Consider the following 22476-nt stretch of genomic DNA (forward strand, 5'->3'; position numbering starts at 1 on the left):
TTTAGGAACTAACTTATTAAATATGAATTGAACATTAATTTATTATGATAGAAAGAGAGAATGACGTGATACTACAGTACATTAGAAGAAAGACCGCATTCCATTCGTGATGAGGGTGTATCGAAACTCACCACAGAGGAGACAGAGTAACATAGAGTGATTTTTAAGTTATTAATTATCATCATTCTTATTCTGTGATAATCTGTGCAATCTGTGGTAAAAAAGAGTTTTGACACAGTCCCAAAAGCCTTTGTGTATCCATAGACAGCTTATAATAACCAAAACATAAAGACATGATCAACGTCATGCTATTTTTTCAATCCAATTGATAGGGTTACTCAACAAAGTAGCCCTATATTTTTTGCCTACCACTCTCCCTACCATTGATACTCTTCCTAAACTTTTTAGAACCAAATACTTCATAGTGTGTTATTCAAAGACTAAAAACCTAAACAGCATTAAGTATGAAGAAATTAATATTCCTGACCCTCTTGACGGCTGCAATATTCTACAGTTGTTCGGATGACAATTCGTGTGCGCCATGTAAGGAAGATAACGGAGGACTGGTCACCCCCGACCTGAGTGTCACCTTATCCGATACCCAAAGTCCGATGACCGGTGTATTAGAAGCCTATCCTTGCCAGGCTGGCAGTGCCATTTATTATGGAAATTACATAGAAGGCAAGCTGACCCCATTCCCGGGAATGTACTATCTTCAAGATGGGGCAATTTACGGAAATAAGAATAGGGAACTCTCACTTCCGGTAGGTACTTATAACATGATTTATTGGGGTACCCCGAAATATGAAGAGCCCATTTACAGCAATCCGGTTGTCATTGATCCCCAAATCACTATCGGAGGCGATCTTTCCCAGCAATACTTCGGGCTCCGGAGAATCTCGACGGATACCACCTATTATCCGGTATTCGATTTGGTATATACCGTAAAACCGGCACATATTGGTACGGAAGAGTTGAGCGCAGCCATGCAGCGTGTGGTTGCAGGTCTGAAAGTAATCGTAAAAAACAAGAACAATGGAATCCTCAGTTCCAGCATTGCCAGCATGGAAGTTCATATAGGAGGCATTGCCGAAAAACTGAATGTGTATACTGCCGCTCCGGTAAACCAAACCAAGACAGTGGCCTTCCCACTCGTACTGTCAGCTGACGGCACGCAGATGAGCAATGCTACGGTCATGCTTTTTCCTTCATCTGCGAAACCAATGTTCAAACTGATCATCAAACTGAAGAACGGAAATACCAAAACCTATCAGCAACCGCTGAACGCTCCGTTAAAAGCTAATAACAAGTTGACTCTCACACTGACTTTAGGTGACATCTTCTCGGAAGAAACTTCCGGAGGATTCACCATCGACAACTGGCAAGAAGAAAACGAAACGATAGACATACCGACACTGGAATAATAAATACGCCGGCTCACCCCACCATGAGTCGGCAAAACCCCAAAAGAATGCTTCATGTAACGTCTGTACTACGATTTGGTACGATTCATTATAGCCTCATCCGATATACTTTCTTAATATTGCGGCTACTTACCATCAATAAAATCGTATTATGGACACAAAATGGAAACAACGCTTATTATCTTCTCCGAAGCCTGAGTTTACAACAGGAATAATGAGATGGGGGATCACCTTACTTTTCTCCGCTCTGTGCACCTGTTCATTTGCACAGACAAAATATCAGATCACAGTAGAAACTCTCCTGAAAGAGATGACCTCACGGGATGAAATGAGCCGCTATCCGGCCCTGCCCTATCGCAGTATGCAACAAAGCAGCTACGATCGCAGGTCCGTTTCTCCTGACCGGCCCAATTGGTTTGCCAATGATGACGGCGAAGGATTCATCCGTCTCGAAGAACGCAACGGACGGAAAGAAAAGGTTCTTTTTGAGGACAAAGGTCCCGGTGCCATTACCCGTATATGGCTCACGACCTTTGGCAGCATAAATACAATCTTACGTTTCTATTTTGACGGAAAAGACGAACCGGGCTGGGAGGTGCCCTCTTATGATCTCCAGAAGTTCGGTGTGCGAGGATTGAAGAAAGGGTTAATCGAACCGGACAATAAATGGAACAGAGGCAGCCTGATTTATCTACCTGTCCCCTATAACAACGGTTGCAAAGTAACCATGGAGGAACTTACCCCCGAACGGACTAACCGACACTTTTTGTTCAATTACCGCAAATACCCCACAGGTACTCCGGTAGAAACTTTCTCACAGGAAGTGGCAGACCGCATACCCGCTTTAGCAGCAAAAACATCCGACGCACTCTATAAAAAGATGGATAAGGGATTTGATCCTCAGTCTGATTATGGCAAAGGTTCACTTAACCATCAACAGAGCTTTTCATTAAATAAAGGTGAAAAGCAAAAGCTGAACCTTCGCACAGGAAAAAGAGCGATCAGCCTTCTTCAGTTCAATGTGAAAACAGATAAAAACCTGAAACCCGGAACAGACGATTTTGCCCTATTGATGCGTAGCCTGATCGTAACCATAAGCTTTGACGGAAAACAAACCGTATGGGCTCCACTATCCGATTTTGCAGGCTCCGGCATGGGATCTTTTGCGTCCAGGAGTTTTTTCTTCTATTCCGACGGCAAAGGGATTGTCTGCAGCAAATGGTTGATGCCCTATAAGCAAGATTGTGAAATCACGATCTTAAACCTCTCTCCATACAAAGCCGATATACAAACAGATATTGTTTCACAGCCCTATAAGTGGGACAACCGGTCTCTCTATTTCCATACAGCCTGGAAGCAGGAACGTGGTCTGCCCGTCGTCACCTGGATGGAACACGAAAAATGTATGGATTGGAATTTCGCCACTATATCCGGCAGAGGAGTTTATCGGGGAGACCTGCTATCACTTTTCAACCATACGGCAGAGTGGTATGGAGAAGGAGATGAAAAAATAACCGTAGATCACGAACCATTTCCTTCCCATTTCGGAACAGGCACTGAAGACTACTACAGTTTCGATGGTTATTTTAAAAGTCAGACACCATTTGCCGGGCAACCCCGCCAGGATATGCGAGATTTTTATGGCTACAACAGCTTCTTCAGAGTCAGATGCTTAGATGCCATTCCCTTCAACCGGCAATTGAAGTTCGATTTCGAATTGTTAGGTTGGGAAAACGGGACGGTAGATTACTCTTCGACTGTATTCTGGTACGGAGACTTAGGTTCCGAAGCCACAGGCTCTTCCGGCATAGAAGAAATAGAAGCAGGATTATTGCCTACCCCCACTCAATCTCCTGTCTGCAGCATACCAAATGCCATTGATTTTTGCCAAATCCGGCCAACTTCCAAATCAGAAAGACTGCGTTATGACAGACAAAGACTCAGCGGGCATCCGGGCAAATGGAACTTAAAAGACCACCTGGTATGCCATGGCGGTAAGGAAGGCGATTACATTGAGTTCGAATTCTCCGGTTTTGAGGATCGTGAATACAACTTGAGTCTATATTGTACCAAAGCAACCGACTACGGCAATATAAGGTTGTATGTAAATCACCCCAAAAACGGAAAGCAGTTGGACTGTTACAGCGAGAAAGTCGAGCCGACAGGTGCCATAAGCCTGGGAATGCACAAGCCCATAAACGGTAAATTTATCCTGCGGATAGAATTGATCGGACGGAATCCGCTATCGACAGGAACTTTGTTCGGACTGGATTGTATACAGATTGAATAAAATACATCTACAACTCCACCACACAATAGAAATTCCCGTTTTTCATTTTCCTGCAAGGCACTCCCAGCTTACGAAGTATTCTGCCAAAATGCACTATCTTCGTAGCCGACAGTTTAAAGCCGCTTTTCTTTTGTATGCGTCCTAAAATATCGACTGCGAGCAGGGTTTCACACTTTTCTCCCTCGCCGGCAGAGCGGAAATACTGTTGAAAGAGCTGTTCAACCGGAGTTTGCAGTTCAAATTCCTGATTGCTCTCCATCAAAATGGCCTCTTCCTCGGGAGAGAAATAAAAGCGCTCACCGTCACGGAGCTCCCGCACTGCCTGCGCATAGAGTTGCGGATAGTTGATGACAGCATCATTACGGATTCTGCCGGTGATATTGATACAGATAAAACGGCGGCTTCCCGAAGGATCGGAAAGCAAATCGCTATGATTGCTGGTCGCTATGAACGAAGCATAACGCTTCAACTCGCGGACAGCCGCCTCGTTGGGCTTACGCACATTAAGCACCGGTTTCTGGAGTATATGTTTCAAGAAGCCTTGATGATTGACACTTACCTGATCGAACTCGTCAATATTGATCAGCATGAAGCGGTTGAGATAAAGCTCGGCATCGCGTTTCCGGCTGAAGTCAATGCTGTCGGTATAATAGGCTCTCAAATCAGGCGGCAGGATATTGCGGCAATAAGTGGATTTGCCGCATCCCTGCGAACCGATCAACAGGGGTGAAACGGAGTTGGCATACTGCTTGTCATTTCCTTTCCAGTGGGCCACCATTGCGAGAAACCAGCGATGGAAGAAGTCGGGCCAATGCGAATTGTCGCAAGGCACGTAGCGGGCTAACGCCCGAATGCGGTCTTTTCCATCCCAACGGGGCAAGCCATACAAAAAGTCGGTAACAGGTGAATAGACCGGCACACGTTCGGAGTTAATCCAGCGTTTCACATCCCTGTCCCAAAGTTCAAGCCCTTCACTGATAGCATTTACCGCAATTGTATTGAGCACCCGGTCCGTCACCGGACGAAAATCGAAACAAAACGTCTTTCGTTCACGATATTCCACCACTCCGGCCAGTATGTTATAGCGAAACTCATAACGTCTGCCCATAAACTCGTCGGTACGTACGGCCATGGTCTGCTTGAGAGAAATGCAAGGATTACTTCCGAATCGCTTCTCAACGGCATACACATTGTGAACCGTCTCACGTATCAGTATTTCGGACACTTTACCCCGGAAATGCATCAGCGTCCAACCCACTACCTCTTCTTCGGGGATTCCCGAACGAAAACAGTTCCGGGTCAGTTCCACGATCAAAGATTTAGAATCCTCCTCCCGGTCGCAGCCTACCGTATTAAGAGCTTCATACAGTGAAGTTTCAAACAATGTCGAGATAATTTCGCTCCGTTCGTAACCGGGCATCATACGCTGCAAAGGATCAGTTTCCGCCTCCACTGTTTCGCGGTAGGTAACTTCACCGGGCATCGACAAAGGTTGCTCCAGGCGAATGGGGTAGGCATCCGGATTGAAATAGAGCCCCGGATCGAATGAATACCGGCAACTCTGTTCCGGCACCGGATTCTCAAGCGTAACATCCCGGTGTTCCGCCAAAAGCTGCCCTCTGTAAAAGTTCACCGCCCACTGGTAGGCATGAGCATGAAAAAATCCGGCTTCCTCTACGGTTACGGGCAATGAACCGTCGGGACGTAGGAAAGGCACGAGTATCTTTACACTCCGCCCGCTTGAACCGACAAAAGCAATCATCGTCTGAGGCAGTCCGGACAGCTTGTCACGCAAGCGTGCAGCCTCTTCTACTCCGGTGAATCCCTTCACACTCAGAAGTACCAATCCATGATAAGCCTTCATCACCGATATTTCTTTACTCTTGCCCAGTTCCACCGAAAAAAGGATACGGGGCAGTTTGTCCACCGCCGTGACATGTCCACTTCCACCCGAAAACTTCAGTGTCCGACGTAAAGCACTCACGGGGCAGGTTTTGGTTTCGGTTTTCATATTCTCCAACACAGTTTCGAGTTTCACCGTACGTTGTGCTACGACAGTTTCTTCCTTTCGGATCAGGGTTATTTTCATGGTTTTTCCGGTTTTTTATAATGTGGTAAAGGTACTCTTTCTTACCGGATAAAGCAAGCGGATCATCACAAATAAATCAATTATATTTAATAACAAACAAGAGGAGTATTACTTGTTTTCACGATAAATATTATGTATCTTTATAGGAGCATTATCCAAGCCCGGACAGCGGGACTCATGGGCCCGCATACCCGGGCTGACCGGCCTGCATACCGAGGCTAATGAGCCCGGGGATGCGGGCTCAGGTAAAGAACAAAGGAAAAAGACTAAAACAAAGAAAGAAAAACCAATAAACAAATAACTATCAACAATTAAAAACCAAACAAATTATGGCAGCACGTTATGATTTCAGAGAAGTTCCTTCTAAAAAAGAGAACGGAGAGGAACCCAAGCTTTATCCCCACATCATTTCGAGTGGAACCATCCGGACACGCACCATTCTTGAAGAAATTTCGGAAGCCTCCACCTTCACAGTAGGCGACCTGGAAGGAGTGCTCTGTGCCCTGACAGAGAAAATCTCCAAATATCTGGTGGACGGATACCATGTGGAGTTGGGCAAGATCGGCTATTTCTCGGCAAGCCTGAAGGCAACGCATCCGGTGAAAGATAAAAAAGAGATCCGCGCACAATCCATTTACTTCGACAACATTAATTTCAGGGCTTCGATGTGGTTTCGCAGACATACCAAGGGCTATGTGGAACGTGCCGGCAAATACGGTTCACGAAGCTCGTCACAGCTCAGCGAAGAAGAAAAGCTTTTTCGACTGGAAAGGTATCTAAATGAAAATGCTTTTATCACCCGTTCGGACTACACCCGACTGACCGGACGACTGAAAAATAAAGCGTTGGAAGATCTACACCGATTTGTAGATCAGGGAATTATCGAACCAAAAGGGCGAGGAAGCCTGCTGGTATTTATCAAAAAATCGCCTTCCAAAGAGGAAATTTAGCGGGTGGAAGATGGAAGATGAGGGTGGAAGATAAACGGCTAAAAAACCGCATCTTCCACCCTATTAGTTTACTACGAATCAGACAGTTATCTTTTAAAAGGTGGAAGATGGAAGATCGAAATGCATTTTTTGTATGAGAGAAGGATTTTCTTCATGAAAGCGGCAAACTTCGATTCCTCGTTTATTGGGTCTGTATCCTGAATTTCAGTATCTTCCATGGAGACCAGCATTGCCGCAAGCCTCTCCTCTATCGATTCAAAGAGTTTTGACTGTTTGGAAACACATTCATTCAGCAGTTCGGTTTGCTTTTCCAGCAAACGGATCTTTTCTAATGCATTAGCATATAATTTCGCGATTATCTCGACATTTTCAAAGGTGATGGCACAACCGTAGTCTTTTCCTGCTTCAGCCGGAAGGCTATGCAATTTAATAAAATCACACACGCTGTCATCATTCAATAACAAAGTGTAGTTTACGTAAGTGAAAGTAATTTCAGGAAGTTCCGACCAAGAGAGAACATCTTTTACCGTAGTCTCGTATTTTTCGGCAGCTTGCCGTAGAGTAATCCAATTAGCCATACAGGGAAAAAGATTAAAGTTAAAATAATCTACCCTGCACGGTTTCTTGAATGTGATTATATGAAAAGGTACGGGGCATTACTCATCCAACAAACGAGGTATGTAGCGGCACCCTTGATGCATGGATAAGTAAGCCCGTACCAATACAGATACAGGCTGTACTCATCCGGTGCATCTTTAAAAATCGCTACATTTTTCGTTTGACCGGAGAGAACTGCGTATTTATGGGCATAAAAATGTTTATGCCAACCATAGTTCTACTGCAAAGATACGTTTTTTCTGAACAAAACAACAAACAATAATGAATGTTTTTCAGAAAAGCATTTATCTATCTGCAAGAAGATTATGCGGATGGCAGTATATGTTCAATCAAACGCAATCCAACTTTACCATTCATTCTATTCATTTACCACAAACTGTCTGATCTGGCAGGCCGTACCCTTACTTTGCGGATGATGATCTTTTGACATCCTGAGCATCAGACGATGTTTGCCTTTCGGCAACTCCGTATCGAACATATATACCCAAGGAATATACAGTCCGCCGCTCCAAGCCGTAAACGTATCCAACTTTTTAAACGTAGCACCGTCAATACTATATTCCAGAATCCCGGCAGCCGGACCACTTACACAGAAGATACCGACAGCCGTCCCTTCAAAGTCGAGTGTCAGTTTCGCTCCGGGACGATCGGTTTCAAGCATGGGCACATCGACAAAGCCCGGACGCGTTTCGGCAATAAGGCGCGGAGTCCACGAAGGGACTAACTGCCAGCCTTTATTTATATGAGCTTGCCGGATGTCGACCAACTTGCCATTTGTGTAACTATATCCGTCCAGCGGCACGGCAGGAAGCACATGAGGCTTGACGGCAGGTCCGGCAGCAACACAAGAAGCATACATTTCATCGAGCACCTTATTTATCGTAGCCGCATAATAAGCATGCCCCAAAGGTTTGGGATGCGTACCGCCAAACTGTTCCCAATTGAATTCACCTTCCCGCATACGGGCGGCGATTTCTGTAGCGAGGTTGACGGAAGGGATCAGATAATGGTTCGCCACCCGTTCGTGATTCAGAATCACATCGGGCATCTGACCTCCGTCCAGTTTCGGGATGAAAGGATCGTAGATAAAATGCAGCATCATGATATCCATAGACGGATTGGAAAGCAAAGCATGGCGTACGATACCTTCCATTCCTCTTACCTGCTCAATGGCATTAAAGCCGTTGGTATCATCGTTCACCGCCGCTTCCACAAAAAGCAGATCGACTTTGGCCTTGGACAACACATCGTCCGCCAAGCGGAATGCTCCGGGCGTACTGCCCGTAGAAGGAATCCCGGCATCGATAAAGGTAAACTTTGTATAAGGGAAACGCTGCTTCAAATCTTCACAAATCATATCCCTCCATCCCTTCATTTCTGTGATGGAACCTCCCAGAAAAGCAACCGTACCAACACGTTCTTTCTCAAACATCTGATACGAGTTACGATAGTCCCCTCTTAATGTATAGCATTGTTTGGCTTCATAACCCGGCTGATGGCGGATAATAAAGTCGACCACCGGAGCAGGATCTGACAAACTATGCGGATGATGATCCACTCCTGGTTTCAAGATAAGTTCGAATGGAGCCCCCATGGCTGTATATCGTTGGCGGACAATAGCCGAGTTCTCTGAAAACGGCACTACCTTGTCACTGTCTCCACATACACAGATCACCGGAATCCCCGCATCCGTCAAAGGTTTCAGCCGGTCAATCGGATTACCGGAAAATGAATTCATCTGATCATCCGTCAGCCCCCATTCCTCTAACAGACCTTTCCATAGTCCGGCATTCTCAGGCGAACGTCCCGGCCAACTGAATACGTTACAAACCGGAGCGTCCACATAGATACAGGCCACTTTATCCGGATGATCGGCCGCCCAATTATAAGCAAACAGACCTCCACGACTGAAACCCTCAAGCGTTACTTTGGGAGATAGTCCATACATACGTACCATATTCCAATAAAAATCAGTACCGGACTTCCGGGCACGGGGACTTCCATAAAGATGAGTCAGATCATAATATGCCACATGAAAACCACGCCTCAACAATTCTTCATCAACTGAAGCAAAAGCACCGAAAAAAGCAGGACGCCAGATCCAGGGGTTACCGGTTGCCGCATGTTTCGGGCAGACAACAATAGCCTCCCGATCCTGATAAGCAAAAGTATATTGATCGAACCCTTTCCATTTACCTTTAAGTCCCGGGAAGGGTTGAGAAACATGTGCTGGTGGTTCTTCGCCGGTCAGTTGCCGGTAAATGGCCTGTGCAATACGGACAGCAGCTTTTTCGTTGGGATGTACGTTGTCGGCAAAACACTCTTTCATCCCCGTTAACGGAGTATGCAGATCGATTACTTTCAATCCGTATTTGGCAGCCAACCGGTTGATAACCGGCATCACTCCATGAACAATGATACTATCATTGATGCCCCACTGGACAGCGTATGCGGGAATAGGATAACATAAATAAATTTCCGGCTTCGACGGTAATGCCCGAAGCGTTCGGATCATCGTCTCCATATCTTTCTTAAAATCGGATTTATATCGCCAGTTCTGAGGTTTCGTATCATTGGTCCCCAATTTAATAGTCACAATATCGGGATTATAGTCCAATGCTTGCCGATAGCGCTCTTCCTTCATATAGGGATTGTCCCCTTTCATCAGCATGGTGCGGGCACTGACTCCAAAGTTCCGGACCTCATAACCGTCGCCCAACATCTGCCCCAGCACAGCGGGATAGCTGTCTTTAGCAGGATTACGTGTACCTACACCATATGTGATACTATTACCGATACAGGCTATTTTGATAACCTTTTTTTGTGCTGCTACATATTGCACGGCAATAAAAAGCAGGAATAAAGAGATAATTGCGTTTTTCATTATTCTGTTAGTTTATCCGCCCCAAAGATACACAACGGTTTTTAAACCCAAAAAGATACGTATGAAAACAATTGTTCCTGACAATTATTCTAATTACCTTTGCCAGCAACCGCTATCAATAAAACAATGGAAACAAAAGACGAAGCCTGGCAAGTAGTCAGCAGCAAATATCTATTTCGCCGCCCGTGGTTGACCGTACGGTGCGACGACATGCTTTTGCCTAACGGCAATCATATCCCGGAGTACTACATCCTTGAGTATCCCGACTGGGTGAACACCATCGCCATCACCAGAGAAGGAAAGTTTGTATTTGTCCGCCAGTTCCGACCGGGAATCGGCAAACAGCTATATGAACTTTGTGCGGGTGTATGCGAGAAAGAGGATGCATCACCGCTTGTTTCGGCACAACGTGAACTGCTGGAAGAAACCGGATACGGCAATGGTAACTGGCAGGAATATATGGTGATTTCGGCCAATCCAAGCACACATACCAATCTGACTCACTGCTTTCTGGCAACGGATGTAGAACGAGTAGACATACAACATCTGGAAGATACGGAGTCACTTACAGTGCATCTGCTCACCTTTGAAGAGGTACAAGAACTCCTGCAAAGCAACCAAATCATACAGGCATTACATGCGGCACCGCTCTGGAAATACGTAGCAGAACAAAAACAAATGAAATAAAACAGTTATCCGGGTAGGGAATTTTTCATTGGGTGTTGTCTTTATAGGAAAGAACCTATAAAACCAACAAACATTATGAAAGAATTTATGCTGATCGCTTCTCTGGTTTTGTCATTCTGCATTCTTATTTTGTGTAGAGACTATATCGTATTTATGCTGAAAAAATGAAAAAGTTTCGCTTTTATGCCTCTTTTTTCGTTTTGACATGACATAACAAATAAGGAATCATTATTTTGCTTTTCTTTGCAGTGAGAAAGAAGAGCATCATGGATTCCTTTGATAAATATATATCCCGAAACCTTCCGCTGGTCAGCCTGATCAGTGCGGTTTTTATCATATACCCCAATATAGCCTGCACTCCGTGGGAGCTAAACTCTTTGAAGCCATCGGACTACCTTGGTTTCTTTTCTTATTTTATATATCGCTTCCTTTTCTTTTGGGGGATGATCGGTTTCCTGATAAACTACAATCTGCGGCAGATCCCGACAGCGCTATTCCGGAAACGCCTGACTCACAACTTCCTGTTTGCACTGACCGGTTATCTGTTCTTCGCATCCGTTTCGTACACCATCTCTTCGCATGGTTTCCATACGGATTTTCTGGGAAGCACTTTAATCTCCCAGTTCTTCACGCTCTGCTTTTTATGCACATTGGTAGGATACATCTCCATGCTTTATACCCGGCAGAGAGAAAAAGAGCAGGAAATAGAACGTCTTCGTTTTGAGAACTTACAAAGTCGTTGTGACGCACTGGCCAATCAAGTAAACCCGCATTTCTTCTTTAACTCACTGAACGGAATATCTTCATTAATACGAAAAAAGAATGATGAAAACACGCTGATGTACGTCAATCAGCTATCTGATATCTTCCGGTACATCTTGCAAAGCGACCGGAAAGGGCTCGTCACGCTGAGAGAAGAACTGGAGTTCATCCAATCTTTCCAATACGTAATGGAGGTACGTTTTGCCAATAAACTGGTTTTTGCCATCGACGTAGCCGAAAGGCAAAAAGATTTGCTGACACTGCCTGTACTCTCACTACTTCCGTTAGTCGATAACGTCACCGTACACAACCGGATAGACAGCGAACACAAGATGGAGATCTCCATCCGGATGAACGAACAATCTGAACTGGTGGTGTCCAATCCCATTTACCCTAAACTATCCCCGCCCGACACAAACGGAACCGGACTAAGTAACTTGGAAAATCGATTCAATCTGTTAATGAATAAGCAAATCCGGGTGGAATCTGACGAAGAGACATTCCGGGTATATCTACCTCTAATATAGTAGTTGTTATGAAAGTACTGATTGTAGAAGACGAAACCGCTGCCTATGAAAACCTGACGGATATCCTCGCGGAGGTAGCCCCCGATATCCGGGTCATGGCCAATACAGAAAGTGTCACGCAGACTGTCGGATGGTTGCAGTCAAATCCGGCTCCGGATCTGATATTCATGGATATTCATTTATCAGACGGATCGGCCTTTGCCATTTTCGACAGAATAAAGCTGGAGACTCCTATTATATTTACAACGGCTTATGACCGATATGCCATCGAAGCTTTTAAAGTGAACAGCATAGACTATTTACTGAAACCTGTCAAGGTGGAGGATGTAGAACACGCACTGGAAAAATACAGCAAACTGACCCGACAGGACCTTTTGCAATATTTGGCACAACTGACGCAGCTGAAACCCGCACCCAAGTACAAAGACAAACTATTGATTGCACATAAAGACAAACTGCTCCCGGTGAGCATAAAAGAGATTTCTTATTTCTACGCAACCGGTAAAAACACATATGTACGCCTGAAGGACGGCAACTGTTATCCTTATTCCAAGACCTTGGAACAGATCGTCTCCTCACTCAATCCGACAGACTTTATCCGGGCTAACAAACAGTTTGTCATAGCCAGAGACAGCGTAACGGATATAACTATCTGGTTTGACAGCCGACTGCTTATCACACTCGATACCGAAGTGCCGGAACGTGTTTATGTCAGCAAAAACAAAGCATCGGAATTTAAGACGTGGCTTGTAAACGATAAATAACAAACTCAATAAAAAACAAACGCAATGATACGAAAAATCAGACTAACATGTGGCATCATCTGCCTGACACTGATCACCCTGCTGTTCCTTGATTTCACCGGAACACTGCACGGTTGGTTCGGCTGGCTGGCAAAAATCCAGTTCCTTCCTGCGATACTGGCATTGAACATAGGGGTAGTAGCCTTTTTAATAATTCTGACAGCCGTATTCGGACGAATCTACTGTTCGGTGATTTGTCCGCTCGGAGTATTCCAGGATGTGGCAGCCTGGGTTGGGAAAAGACGGAAAAAGTTGCCTTACTCCTATTCTCCGGCACTCTCTTCACTACGCTACGGGGCATTGGCTATATTCATCATTACCCTGATAGCAGGAGTTAGTTTCATCGCAACTTTGTTTGCTCCGTATAGTGCTTACGGACGTATTGCAAACAACCTGTTCCAACCCATCTGGTTATGGGGAAACAACCTGTTTGCTCATCTGGCGGAACGATTCGACAGTTATGCATTTTATGACGTCGAAGTCTGGATGAAAAGTCTGCCGACATTTATCATCGCTGCAGCGACTTTCGTCATCCTGATTCTGCTGGCATGGCGAAACGGGCGTACCTACTGTAATACCATCTGCCCTGTGGGGACAGTACTGGGATTTCTTTCACGCTATTCTTTATTCCGCGTCACGATTGATACGGATAAATGTAACGGGTGCGGACTGTGTGCACGCCATTGCAAAGCGGCATGCATCAACTCCAAAGAACATACGATAGACTACAGCCGTTGTGTGGCTTGCATGGACTGCCTTGGCAAATGCAAGCAGAAAGCGCTCAGTTACCAATTACGAACAAGCAAAACAGGATCAACACAAGTGAAGCAGAATGCTCCTCTGGCCTCATCCGGCCAAGTAAATGAAGCACGCCGCAACTTCCTGACCGTAACGACAATGGTAGCCGCAACATCGGCACTCAAAGCACAGGAGAAAAAAGTAGATGGCGGACTCGCCACCATAGAAGATAAGAAAATACCCAATCGGCAGACACCCATCACACCTCCCGGTTCGTTGAGTGCGCGTAATATGTCTGCACATTGCACGGCCTGCCAACTGTGTGTATCAGCCTGCCCCAATCAGGTATTGCGTCCTTCCACGAAACTGATGAACCTGATGCAGCCCGAAATGTCGTACGAACGCGGCTATTGTCGTCCGGAGTGTAACGATTGTTCCCAGGTATGTCCGGCAGGAGCAATCCGCCCTATCACGGTGGCCGACAAGTCTTCGACTCAAATCGGGCATGCGGTCTGGGTAAAAGCGAACTGCGTACCACTGACTGACGGGGTGGAATGTGGCAATTGTGCCCGTCATTGTCCGACAGGAGCCATTCAGATGATTCTATCCATACCGGACCAAACAGACTCTCCCAAAATACCGGCAATCAATACCGAACGTTGCATCGGTTGCGGAGCATGTGAAAATCTTTGCCCGGCACGCCCGTTCAGTGCCATCTATGTAGAAGGTCACGAAAGACACCGTATCATATAACACATCCCAAAAGTAGAAACATATGGAAAAACAGAATAAGCATATAGACCGAAGAGGATTCCTCAAAATTGTGGGTATCAGCGCCGCTACAACAACTGCCGCTCTTTATGGTTGCGGCTCCGGAGATAAAGCCGGTCAGGGACGGAGTGCCTCTTCTCCTGTCCCCACAGATAAAATGACCTATCGCTCAGTAGGCGGAATCAAAGATAAAGTTTCTCTCCTGGGGTATGGCTGCATGCGCTGGCCTACAATCCCTTCACCGGAAGGGAAAGGAGACCTTATCAATCAGGAAGCTGTCAACGAATTGGTAGATTATGCCATTGCTCATGGAGTAAACTATTTCGATACATCGCCCGTATATGTACAGGGCTGGTCGGAAAAAGCAACAGGAATTGCCCTCAAAAGGCATCCGCGTGAAAAACTGTACATAGCAACCAAACTATCGAATTTTTCAAACTTCTCACGTGAAAACTCACTGGCTATGTATCACCAGTCGTTTGAGGATATGCAGGTAGAGTACTTTGATTATTATCTGCTGCACGCCATCGGTGGCGGCGGAATGAAAGTGTTCAACGAACGATATATCGATAACGGCATGCTTGACTTCCTTCTCAAAGAACGTGAAGCCGGGCGTATCCGGCACCTCGGCTGGTCATTTCATGGTGATGTCGAGGTTTTCGACCAGGTACTCGCCATGCATGATACGGTGAAATGGGATTTTGTACAAATTCAACTCAACTATATGGACTGGCGCCACGCTACAGGAAACAATGTCAATGCGGAATATCTTTACGGAGAACTGGCCAAACGAAACATTGCCGCTGTCATCATGGAACCACTGTTGGGCGGGCGCCTGTCAAATGTCCCTGAACACATCGTGGGACGACTGAAACAGCGACGTCCTGAAGACAGCATAGCATCGTGGGCTTTCCGCTTTGCCGGTTCACCGGAACTGGTACTGACTGTATTGAGCGGTATGACCTACATGGAGCACTTGCAAGATAACATCCGTACTTATTCACCACTGGTTCCTCTGACCGATGACGACAAGGAATATCTGGAAGAGACTGCACAACTTATGATGCAATATCCTACCATCCCATGCAATGACTGCAAATATTGCATGCCCTGCCCATACGGCATCGATATTCCTGCCATCCTCGTTCATTACAACAAGTGCGTAAACGAAGGGAATATTCCGCAAAGCCGGACAAGCGAAAACTATAAAGAAGCACGGCGCGCTTTCCTGATAGGCTATGACCGCAGTGTACCCAAACTACGGCAAGCCAGCCATTGTATTGGCTGCAACCAATGCACCTCACATTGTCCGCAGTCTATCCGGATTCCGGACGAACTGCACCGTATCGATCATTTTGTAGAACAACTCAAACAGGAAACGCTATAATGGAAAAGATAATCGATCTACTCCACTCCGGAGGCTATTCCTGTGTGATCGGGAACGGAGCGGAAATACGCACCTTCACTCAGCGGGGCGTAGCCGATTTATACGATCTGTTCCGGCAAGAACCCTCTTTCATGAAAGGAGCCTGCATTGCCGACAAGGTGATTGGGAAAGCTGCCGCAGGACTAATGGTTCTGGGAGGAATCCGGCGGGTATATGCAGATGTCATCAGCCAACCCGCACTTACACTCCTGCATGATGCCAATGTTGAGGTTACTTATATCCGATTGGTGCCTTTCATTGAGAATCGGGACAAAAGCGGATGGTGTCCGCTGGAAACAGCTTGCCATGAAATCAGTTCTTTAGAAGAAATATTCCGGATCATTGAGAATTTCCTCTCCAAAATGAGGATGAAGAAAAATCTGCTTGGCATCCTGTTTGCCTGTACTTTTCTAAGTACCTCTTTAGAGGCACAAGTCCGGAGAGACACGACCCACACGACACAGAATTACGAGATAGACGGGGTAGTAGTCACCGGCACACGAAATGAAACTGACATCCGCCATCTGCCTATGACTGTTTCAGTCCTGAACCGCGAAACCATAGAGAAACGTTTAGAGCCTTCTTTACTCCCCATGTTGACAGAACAGATCCCGGGGTTATTCACAACCAGCCGTGGCATCATGGGGTATGGCGTGTCGAGCGGTGCGGCAGGTGGTATCAGCCTGCGTGGCATCGGAAGCAGCCCCACTACAGGATTATTAGTATTGATTGACGGACATCCACAGTACATGGGGCTAATGGGGCATCCTATTGCCGACGCTTATCAATCGATGCTGGCTGAAAAAGTGGAAGTAGTACGTGGCCCTGCATCCGTACTTTATGGTTCGAATGCAATGGGCGGAGTAATCAACATCGTGACCCGTCAGCAACGGGAAGACGGAGTGAGAACGGGAGCCCGGCTGGGATATGGCTCATATAATACATGGACGACCGAAGTTACCAACCAAGTAAAAAAAGGACGTTTCAGCAGTGTTATCACCGGTTCTTACAACCGGACAGACGGACATCGCCCCGATATGGAGTTTGAGCAATACGGCGGATATACAAGGCTGGGCTATGAATTGAACCGCACATGGAACATATCCGCAGATCTGAACCTGACGCATTTCAATGCCTCTAATCCGGGAACAGTCAGCACTCCGGTTTTCGATAACGATTCACGCATTACACGTGGCATGACTTCATTTGCTTTGGAGAATAAGTATGAACATACATCGGGGGCACTCAAGTTTTTTTATAATTGGGGTAAACATCACATTAATGACGGATACGGTACAGGCGAAGAACCACTGAACTACCGTTTCAACTCTAAAGACCGGATGACGGGAATTTCCTGGTACCAGAGTACTTCTTTATTTACGGGTAACCGGCTGACTGTAGGATTAGACTATATGCGGTTTGGCGGTGAAGCATGGAATCGCTTCATTACAGACCGCCATAAAGAAAATATCTCGGATAAATCGGAAAATGAAATTGCGGGATACGTTGATTTCCGTCAGGCAATCGGTAGTCATCTGACAATAGACGCAGGGATCCGTGCAGATCATCACACTGTCTCCGGAACAGAATGGATACCACAAGTCGGCTTGTCGGTACAGTTGCCACACAACGCAAGCTTGAAAGCTATGGCCAGTAAAGGATTCCGCAACCCTACAATCCGCGAACTATATATGTTCCGCCCTGCCAATCCCGATTTATTACCGGAACGGTTATGGAATTACGAATTGTCTTATTCTCAACGACTGTTCGATCAAACGTTTTATTATGGGGTTAACCTCTTTTATATCAATGGTGACAATATGATCCAGACTATCCGCACAGACGTACGTCCGCTGAACGTAAACACCGGTAAAGTAGAGAACTGGGGAGCAGAAGCCAGTATAGCGTACCACATCCATCCTACATGGAACCTGACTGCCAACTACAGCTGGCTTCATATGGAACACCCTCTGGTTGCCGCACCGGAACATAAATTATATGCAGGAATTGATTACACAAAAGGCAAATGGAATTTCTCCACCGGAATACAATATGTGGCAGGACTTTATACTGTAGTGAGCCCTGAAGAAAAGAAAGAAAACTTTCTTCTATGGAATCTTCGGGGTAATTATCGTATCTGCTCCATCGCCGGTCTGTTTGTAAAAGGAGAGAATCTGCTGGCGCAACGTTATGAAATAAATGCCGGTTACCCTATGCCGAAAGCTACATTTATGGGAGGAATCAACATTAACTTTTAATTATCATATCATAATATGGAAACAACATCTATCAAGCTTTATTCATTAAATTACAACGATGCCAAAACATATCTGGCAGCAATGCTGTTTGTCGTGGGAAATATGGCATTGCCCCAACTTTTTCATCTCATCCCCCAAGGGGGTATCACCTGGTTACCGATCTATTTCTTTACTCTGATCGGAGCCTATAAATATGGGTGGAAAGTCGGATTGTTGGCAGCACTCTTTTCACCTGTCCTGAATTCATTGTTATTCGGTATGCCCCATCCGGCAGTTTTACCTGCTATCCTTTTAAAATCAGTGCTTCTGGCTGTAGCGGCCGGTTATGCCGCCCATCATTATAAGCGTATCTCCATTCCCATTCTGCTGGTTGTCGTGTTGGCCTACCAGGTGGCCGGTACTCTGGGTGAGTGGATCATGGTCAAAGATTTCCTCAGTGCCGCACAGGATTTCCGTATCGGCCTGCCGGGAATGGCTCTGCAAATATTCGGAGGATACCTGTTTATAAGCCGTTTGATTTATAAATAAACCTGGCTACAGCTACCCTGCCCATACTCCTAAAATGAAAAATGGAAGATACGGCTTTCCAAACCGTCCATCTTCCATTTTTCTGATTTATTCGGCATTCTTCTTCAACCATTCTACTCTGCGTTGGTCAGGCAGATGCCTTACCTTGAAGTGCTCAAATCTCACCTCAAATCCATTTCCATCAGGACAAGCAGCCATCAGTCCCACCTTCACGGGTATATTATCCTGTAACCAGGCATTACGCATTAGCGTGTAAGTTTTATCATCAAATGAATAGAAAATTTCTACCGCATCCAGTCGTCTGACAGCTTTTATCCAGATATAAGGCACGGTTTTATCCAAAGTTATCACGCTCCAGTCACTCGTTTTATGAGTAACGACTGTACTCAAATTAAATTTCCCGTCTACAAACTCAATACCTGCTTTAATATAGTTTTCATGGTCAATACGAAGCATCAGTCCGGCTTGGTCGAAGCGTACTTTATAGTCACCTGTCACTTTTACTTTCGCTTCAAACTCACCACCATAGGTAGCATAATAGAATGGTGCATCATCCACCGTAAAACCATAGTGAGAAATCCGCCAATAATCACTTTGCGGAGTGACAGACATCGATAGTACATTATCTTTTATCTCCCATTGGTCCGGTTCATTGAACCATTGCATTTTTCCCAGCGTCTGCGCAAATGTCACTTGCGCCATCAAGCCCATAAATAGGGCCAAACATACTTTTTTCATTTTACTTTTTAATTATGCTTATCTTATAATGTATATTTTACTTTATCTTTTTCCGTGATTTGCCTAATCACACGGCAAGGATTACCTGCTGCAATCACATTGCCCGGGATATCTCTATTCACCACACTCCCCGCACCTATCACTGTATTGTCACCGATTGTCACACCCGGCAGCACACAAACTTGTGCTCCTATCCAGACATTATTACCCACATGAATGGGACGGGCATACTCTAATCCCCGGTTTCTTTGTTCTGCATCCAGAGGATGCCCCGCAGTATAGAATCCACAAGAAGGAGCTATAAAAACATTATCACCGAACGTTACTTTCGCTTCGTCCAGAATGACACAGTTCATATTGGCATAAAAATTCTCTCCTATCTCAATATTATAGCCATAATCGCAATAAAAGGGTTGTTCCAACAGAAAATGCTCTTTCGTCTTGTGAAGCAATCGACGAATAATGGCTTCCCGTTCAGTTATTTGCGAAGGACGTAAACGATTCAGTTCATAACATAATTCTTTGCAGGCCTGCCGTTCGGCTATCAGCTCTGTATCATAATTAGCATCATACAGCCTGCCTGTTCCCATTTTTTCTTTTTCACTTTCCATCAACAACTATGTTTTATGATTATCTTTGCAAAGGTAAGAGCTTGTATCTAAGCCTGCAATGCTTATTAATAACCATTTCCCTTCCCGATATGGACATTGTTGACAAACTGAACAAAGAGTTTCTGGCACAGCCTTTCTGCAAAGATGAACAACTGCCTGAAGAACTAAAAGAGTATAAACAAATAGCATACAACTATGCACGGATAGAAAATGCAATTGCTGTGCTTAGCGATATGCATACCAACATCAGCTACATTTATTATGGGGGAACAGCCGAAACGTTGGGTATAGCCAAACGTGGAGAAAGCCGGAATTTTGAATCAATATGGGAAAAGGAAATCTTTAAACAGATTCATCCCGATGATCTGTCAGAAAAGTATGTACAGGAACTCCGCTTCTATCACTTCCTGAAACAGATTCCTGCGAAAAAGCGTGCAGATTATTTTCTTATGAGCAAACTTCGCATGCGTAATACTTCCGGAAAATATGTTCCTGTCCTGCACAGGATGTTTTATGTATCTACCCACTCAAGCAATAGCATGTGGCTGGCCCTGTGCCTTTACAATTTATCGGCTGATCCTACCATGAATTGCATGGTCATCAACTCGGCAAACGGACAGGCCATAGAACTGGAAAAACAGGACTACAGCAGCCTTTTATCCGACAGGGAAAAGGTGATATTGAAGCTGATCGATACGGGGAAAACAAGTCAGGAGATTGCCCGGACCCTATTCATAAGTAAAAATACCGTCAGCCGACACCGGCAAAATATACTGGAGAAACTCCAGGTAAAGAATTCCATTGAAGCTTGCAGAATAGCGAAAGAGCTAAAACTACTTTCCTGACCGGGCTTTCAGAGGGGTGACAGATCACTGGTCCGGGAAATCCTTATGGGCAGCTTCCCAACCAATAATAGCATTCTTGCGCATCTTTCCCCAATGGTAATTTCCCGGTTCGCCGGTAGCCTTTATCACACGATGGCAAGGTATCAGAAAAGCAACCGGATTCTTCCCCACAGCAGTTCCGACAGCCCTACAAGCACCATTGTATCCGGATTTGGTCGCCAAATCGGCATAAGTCGCCAGCCCTCCTGCCGGAATCTTCAATAAAGTTTCCCATACTTTTAACTGGAATTCCGTTCCTTTCAAATGCAGTTTGATTTCTTCCAGCCTGTTCCAATCCCGATCAAAGACAGACAATGCATGTTGCTGCTTCGTGTCCGGTGATAGCACATATTTTGCGTTAGGAAATATACTTCGCAAATGATCAAAAGCTCTCCTCTCTCCTTCATCGACAAAGGCCATGTGACAAACACCTTTATCGGTAGATGCTGCTATTATTTTACCAAACGGTGTATCGGCAAACGAATAATTAATATTCAATGCCAGTCCGCCGTTTTTATATTCACCGGGAGTCATTCCCTCTATGTTTATAAACAAGTCATGAAGTCGCCCTGTTCCCGAAAGTCCAAGCTCGCAGGCTGTATCAAAAAGTGTCGCATGGGTTTCTTTCAATATCTTTTTTGCATACTCAATATTCAGATATTGCAAGAAACGCTTCGGAGTTGTTCCCGCCCACTCGCTAAACATCCTTTGGAAATGGAAGGGGCTCATATTGATATGTTCTGCGATCTCCTCCAATTTAGGCTGCGTACGATAGTTCTTTTTAATAAAGCGGATAGCATCTGCAATCCGATTATAATTCAGTTCCTGCTGTGACTTCATCTATATTCAAAAAAACACTTTGTCAGAAAGTTCAAGTTCAAGTAATATCTTCTTTGCAGGAATTCCACCACCATACCCTACTAATTTACGGTCACTGCCAATCACGCGATGACAAGGAACAAGTATTGAAATGGGATTCGCCCCATTGGCGGCAGCCACAGCGCGAATAGCTTTGGGATTGCCTAATTTCCGCGATAAATCGCCATAAGATAATGTCATCCCATACGGGATATCCAACAACTCTTTCCAAACAGTCTTCTGAAAATCGGTACCGACAAAGAACAACGGAATATCAAAAGCCGTTCTTTTCCTGCCAAAATATTCATCCAGCTGAATTATTGTTCGTACAATTACTTCGGATAAACTCTTTTCATAATCGGCATGTAACAGTTTCTGCATTCTCCGGTCAATTAATGCCCGCCTTCCTTCCCTGTTCCAATCGCACATGCAAAGTTTTCCTTGGTAAGAGCCTAATATCAGCTCCCCGCATGGTGATTGGTAGTATTGTATCTGAATAACGTTTTTCATATTTCTCTCTTCGTTGGAAAATTAATAGCTTTTTGTTTCTTTGATTTATCTGTCATTATCCGAAGCACAAGGAACACAGACACATTCACTCTGTTCGAGTACGTAGCAAATGTACGAAGT

At 45.2% G+C, this 22476-nt stretch carries 18 protein-coding genes; 11 read left to right on the top strand and 7 right to left on the bottom strand.

Annotation, left to right across the window (positions count from 1 at the left end):
- The first annotated feature begins 464 nt into the window (after positions 1-464).
- Both R3O62_RS03420 and R3O62_RS03425 read left to right on the top strand, forming a co-directional pair.
- Positions 465-1424, top strand: a complete 960-nt coding sequence (locus R3O62_RS03420) for a FimB/Mfa2 family fimbrial subunit (RefSeq protein ID WP_005811517.1) — start codon at positions 465-467, stop codon at positions 1422-1424.
- 151 nt (positions 1425-1575) lie between these two features.
- Complete coding sequence (locus tag R3O62_RS03425; protein WP_317472982.1) at positions 1576-3714, top strand: glycoside hydrolase family 172 protein; 2139 nt, start codon at positions 1576-1578, stop codon at positions 3712-3714.
- Positions 3715-3721: 7 nt separating this feature from the next.
- Here the strand turns inward: R3O62_RS03425 and R3O62_RS03430 are convergent, their stop codons facing one another.
- On the bottom strand, positions 3722-5803 hold the full coding sequence (locus R3O62_RS03430; protein ID WP_005811521.1) for a VapE domain-containing protein: 2082 nt from the start codon (positions 5801-5803) through the stop codon (positions 3722-3724).
- 329 nt (positions 5804-6132) lie between these two features.
- Here R3O62_RS03430 and R3O62_RS03435 point away from each other — a divergent pair, with 329 nt between their 5' ends.
- Entirely contained in the window at positions 6133-6753 is a 621-nt protein-coding gene (locus R3O62_RS03435) for an HU family DNA-binding protein (RefSeq protein ID WP_005811523.1), read from the top strand.
- 86 nt (positions 6754-6839) lie between these two features.
- Here R3O62_RS03435 and R3O62_RS03440 read toward each other — a convergent pair whose 3' ends face one another.
- Together R3O62_RS03440 and R3O62_RS03445 are read right to left on the bottom strand one after the other, a co-directional pair.
- The gene (locus R3O62_RS03440) at positions 6840-7331 is read right to left on the bottom strand and encodes a hypothetical protein (protein WP_005782123.1); all 492 of its coding nucleotides are present in this window, start codon (positions 7329-7331) and stop codon (positions 6840-6842) included.
- 398 nt (positions 7332-7729) lie between these two features.
- Positions 7730-10255: an alpha/beta fold hydrolase gene (locus R3O62_RS03445; RefSeq protein WP_227559720.1), complete on the bottom strand. Its 2526-nt coding sequence runs from the start codon at positions 10253-10255 to the stop codon at positions 7730-7732.
- A 126-nt stretch (positions 10256-10381) separates the two neighbouring features.
- Between R3O62_RS03445 and R3O62_RS03450 the strand changes: the two genes are divergently transcribed.
- The 7 genes from R3O62_RS03450 (at position 10382) to R3O62_RS03480 (ending at position 18755) form a co-directional block, all read left to right on the top strand.
- Positions 10382-10942: an NUDIX hydrolase gene (locus R3O62_RS03450; protein WP_044300916.1), complete on the top strand. Its 561-nt coding sequence runs from the start codon at positions 10382-10384 to the stop codon at positions 10940-10942.
- Positions 10943-11208: 266 nt separating this feature from the next.
- On the top strand, positions 11209-12231 hold the full coding sequence (locus R3O62_RS03455; RefSeq protein WP_032536168.1) for a sensor histidine kinase: 1023 nt from the start codon (positions 11209-11211) through the stop codon (positions 12229-12231).
- An 8-nt stretch (positions 12232-12239) separates the two neighbouring features.
- Positions 12240-12995, top strand: a complete 756-nt coding sequence (locus R3O62_RS03460; RefSeq protein WP_032531584.1) for a LytR/AlgR family response regulator transcription factor — start codon at positions 12240-12242, stop codon at positions 12993-12995.
- Between the two features lie 24 nt (positions 12996-13019).
- Positions 13020-14525 carry a 4Fe-4S dicluster domain-containing protein gene (locus R3O62_RS03465; RefSeq protein WP_317472981.1) on the top strand — a complete coding sequence of 502 codons (1506 nt, stop codon included), beginning with the start codon at positions 13020-13022 and terminating at the stop codon, positions 14523-14525.
- Between the two features lie 22 nt (positions 14526-14547).
- Positions 14548-15930, top strand: a complete 1383-nt coding sequence (locus R3O62_RS03470) for an aldo/keto reductase (protein WP_005811550.1) — start codon at positions 14548-14550, stop codon at positions 15928-15930.
- Complete coding sequence (locus R3O62_RS03475) at positions 15930-18227, top strand: TonB-dependent receptor domain-containing protein (protein WP_317472980.1); 2298 nt, start codon at positions 15930-15932, stop codon at positions 18225-18227. Before R3O62_RS03470 ends, R3O62_RS03475 begins: the two co-directional genes overlap by 1 nt.
- Before the next feature lie 15 nt (positions 18228-18242).
- On the top strand, positions 18243-18755 hold the full coding sequence (locus R3O62_RS03480; RefSeq protein ID WP_005811556.1) for an ECF transporter S component: 513 nt from the start codon (positions 18243-18245) through the stop codon (positions 18753-18755).
- A gap of 87 nt (positions 18756-18842) precedes the next feature.
- Here the strand turns inward: R3O62_RS03480 and R3O62_RS03485 are convergent, their stop codons facing one another.
- Together R3O62_RS03485 and R3O62_RS03490 are read right to left on the bottom strand one after the other, a co-directional pair.
- Entirely contained in the window at positions 18843-19493 is a 651-nt protein-coding gene (locus tag R3O62_RS03485; protein ID WP_005811559.1) for a DUF1349 domain-containing protein, read from the bottom strand.
- Positions 19494-19516: 23 nt separating this feature from the next.
- Complete coding sequence (locus R3O62_RS03490) at positions 19517-20104, bottom strand: sugar O-acetyltransferase (protein WP_022012267.1); 588 nt, start codon at positions 20102-20104, stop codon at positions 19517-19519.
- Between the two features lie 8 nt (positions 20105-20112).
- Between R3O62_RS03490 and R3O62_RS03495 the strand changes: the two genes are divergently transcribed.
- Positions 20113-20949 carry a response regulator transcription factor gene (locus R3O62_RS03495; RefSeq protein ID WP_022012266.1) on the top strand — a complete coding sequence of 279 codons (837 nt, stop codon included), beginning with the start codon at positions 20113-20115 and terminating at the stop codon, positions 20947-20949.
- A 24-nt stretch (positions 20950-20973) separates the two neighbouring features.
- On the opposite strand, the gene R3O62_RS03500 is transcribed toward R3O62_RS03495, so the two are convergent.
- Together R3O62_RS03500 and R3O62_RS03505 are read right to left on the bottom strand one after the other, a co-directional pair.
- Entirely contained in the window at positions 20974-21828 is an 855-nt protein-coding gene (locus tag R3O62_RS03500; protein ID WP_032531590.1) for a methylated-DNA--[protein]-cysteine S-methyltransferase, read from the bottom strand.
- Positions 21829-21834: 6 nt separating this feature from the next.
- The gene (locus R3O62_RS03505; RefSeq protein ID WP_234164403.1) at positions 21835-22356 is read right to left on the bottom strand and encodes a methylated-DNA--[protein]-cysteine S-methyltransferase; all 522 of its coding nucleotides are present in this window, start codon (positions 22354-22356) and stop codon (positions 21835-21837) included.
- Between the last annotated feature and the right edge of the window lie 120 nt (positions 22357-22476).

The organism is Bacteroides hominis (assembly GCF_033042785.2).
GTDB lineage: Bacteria > Bacteroidota > Bacteroidia > Bacteroidales > Bacteroidaceae > Bacteroides > Bacteroides hominis.

Bases quoted from the DNA above. Each gene is read 5' to 3' on its own strand.
- R3O62_RS03420 (WP_005811517.1), top strand. From the start codon at position 465: ATGAAGAAATTAATATTCCTGACCCTCTTGACGGCTGCAATATTCTAC.
- R3O62_RS03425 (WP_317472982.1), top strand. From the start codon at position 1,576: ATGGACACAAAATGGAAACAACGCTTATTATCTTCTCCGAAGCCTGAG.
- R3O62_RS03430 (WP_005811521.1), bottom strand. From the start codon at position 5,803: ATGAAAATAACCCTGATCCGAAAGGAAGAAACTGTCGTAGCACAACGT.
- R3O62_RS03435 (WP_005811523.1), top strand. From the start codon at position 6,133: ATGGCAGCACGTTATGATTTCAGAGAAGTTCCTTCTAAAAAAGAGAAC.
- R3O62_RS03440 (WP_005782123.1), bottom strand. From the start codon at position 7,331: ATGGCTAATTGGATTACTCTACGGCAAGCTGCCGAAAAATACGAGACT.
- R3O62_RS03445 (WP_227559720.1), bottom strand. From the start codon at position 10,255: ATGAAAAACGCAATTATCTCTTTATTCCTGCTTTTTATTGCCGTGCAA.
- R3O62_RS03450 (WP_044300916.1), top strand. From the start codon at position 10,382: ATGGAAACAAAAGACGAAGCCTGGCAAGTAGTCAGCAGCAAATATCTA.
- R3O62_RS03455 (WP_032536168.1), top strand. From the start codon at position 11,209: ATGGATTCCTTTGATAAATATATATCCCGAAACCTTCCGCTGGTCAGC.
- R3O62_RS03460 (WP_032531584.1), top strand. From the start codon at position 12,240: ATGAAAGTACTGATTGTAGAAGACGAAACCGCTGCCTATGAAAACCTG.
- R3O62_RS03465 (WP_317472981.1), top strand. From the start codon at position 13,020: ATGATACGAAAAATCAGACTAACATGTGGCATCATCTGCCTGACACTG.
- R3O62_RS03470 (WP_005811550.1), top strand. From the start codon at position 14,548: ATGGAAAAACAGAATAAGCATATAGACCGAAGAGGATTCCTCAAAATT.
- R3O62_RS03475 (WP_317472980.1), top strand. From the start codon at position 15,930: ATGGAAAAGATAATCGATCTACTCCACTCCGGAGGCTATTCCTGTGTG.
- R3O62_RS03480 (WP_005811556.1), top strand. From the start codon at position 18,243: ATGGAAACAACATCTATCAAGCTTTATTCATTAAATTACAACGATGCC.
- R3O62_RS03485 (WP_005811559.1), bottom strand. From the start codon at position 19,493: ATGAAAAAAGTATGTTTGGCCCTATTTATGGGCTTGATGGCGCAAGTG.
- R3O62_RS03490 (WP_022012267.1), bottom strand. From the start codon at position 20,104: ATGGAAAGTGAAAAAGAAAAAATGGGAACAGGCAGGCTGTATGATGCT.
- R3O62_RS03495 (WP_022012266.1), top strand. From the start codon at position 20,113: ATGTTTTATGATTATCTTTGCAAAGGTAAGAGCTTGTATCTAAGCCTG.
- R3O62_RS03500 (WP_032531590.1), bottom strand. From the start codon at position 21,828: ATGAAGTCACAGCAGGAACTGAATTATAATCGGATTGCAGATGCTATC.
- R3O62_RS03505 (WP_234164403.1), bottom strand. From the start codon at position 22,356: ATGAAAAACGTTATTCAGATACAATACTACCAATCACCATGCGGGGAG.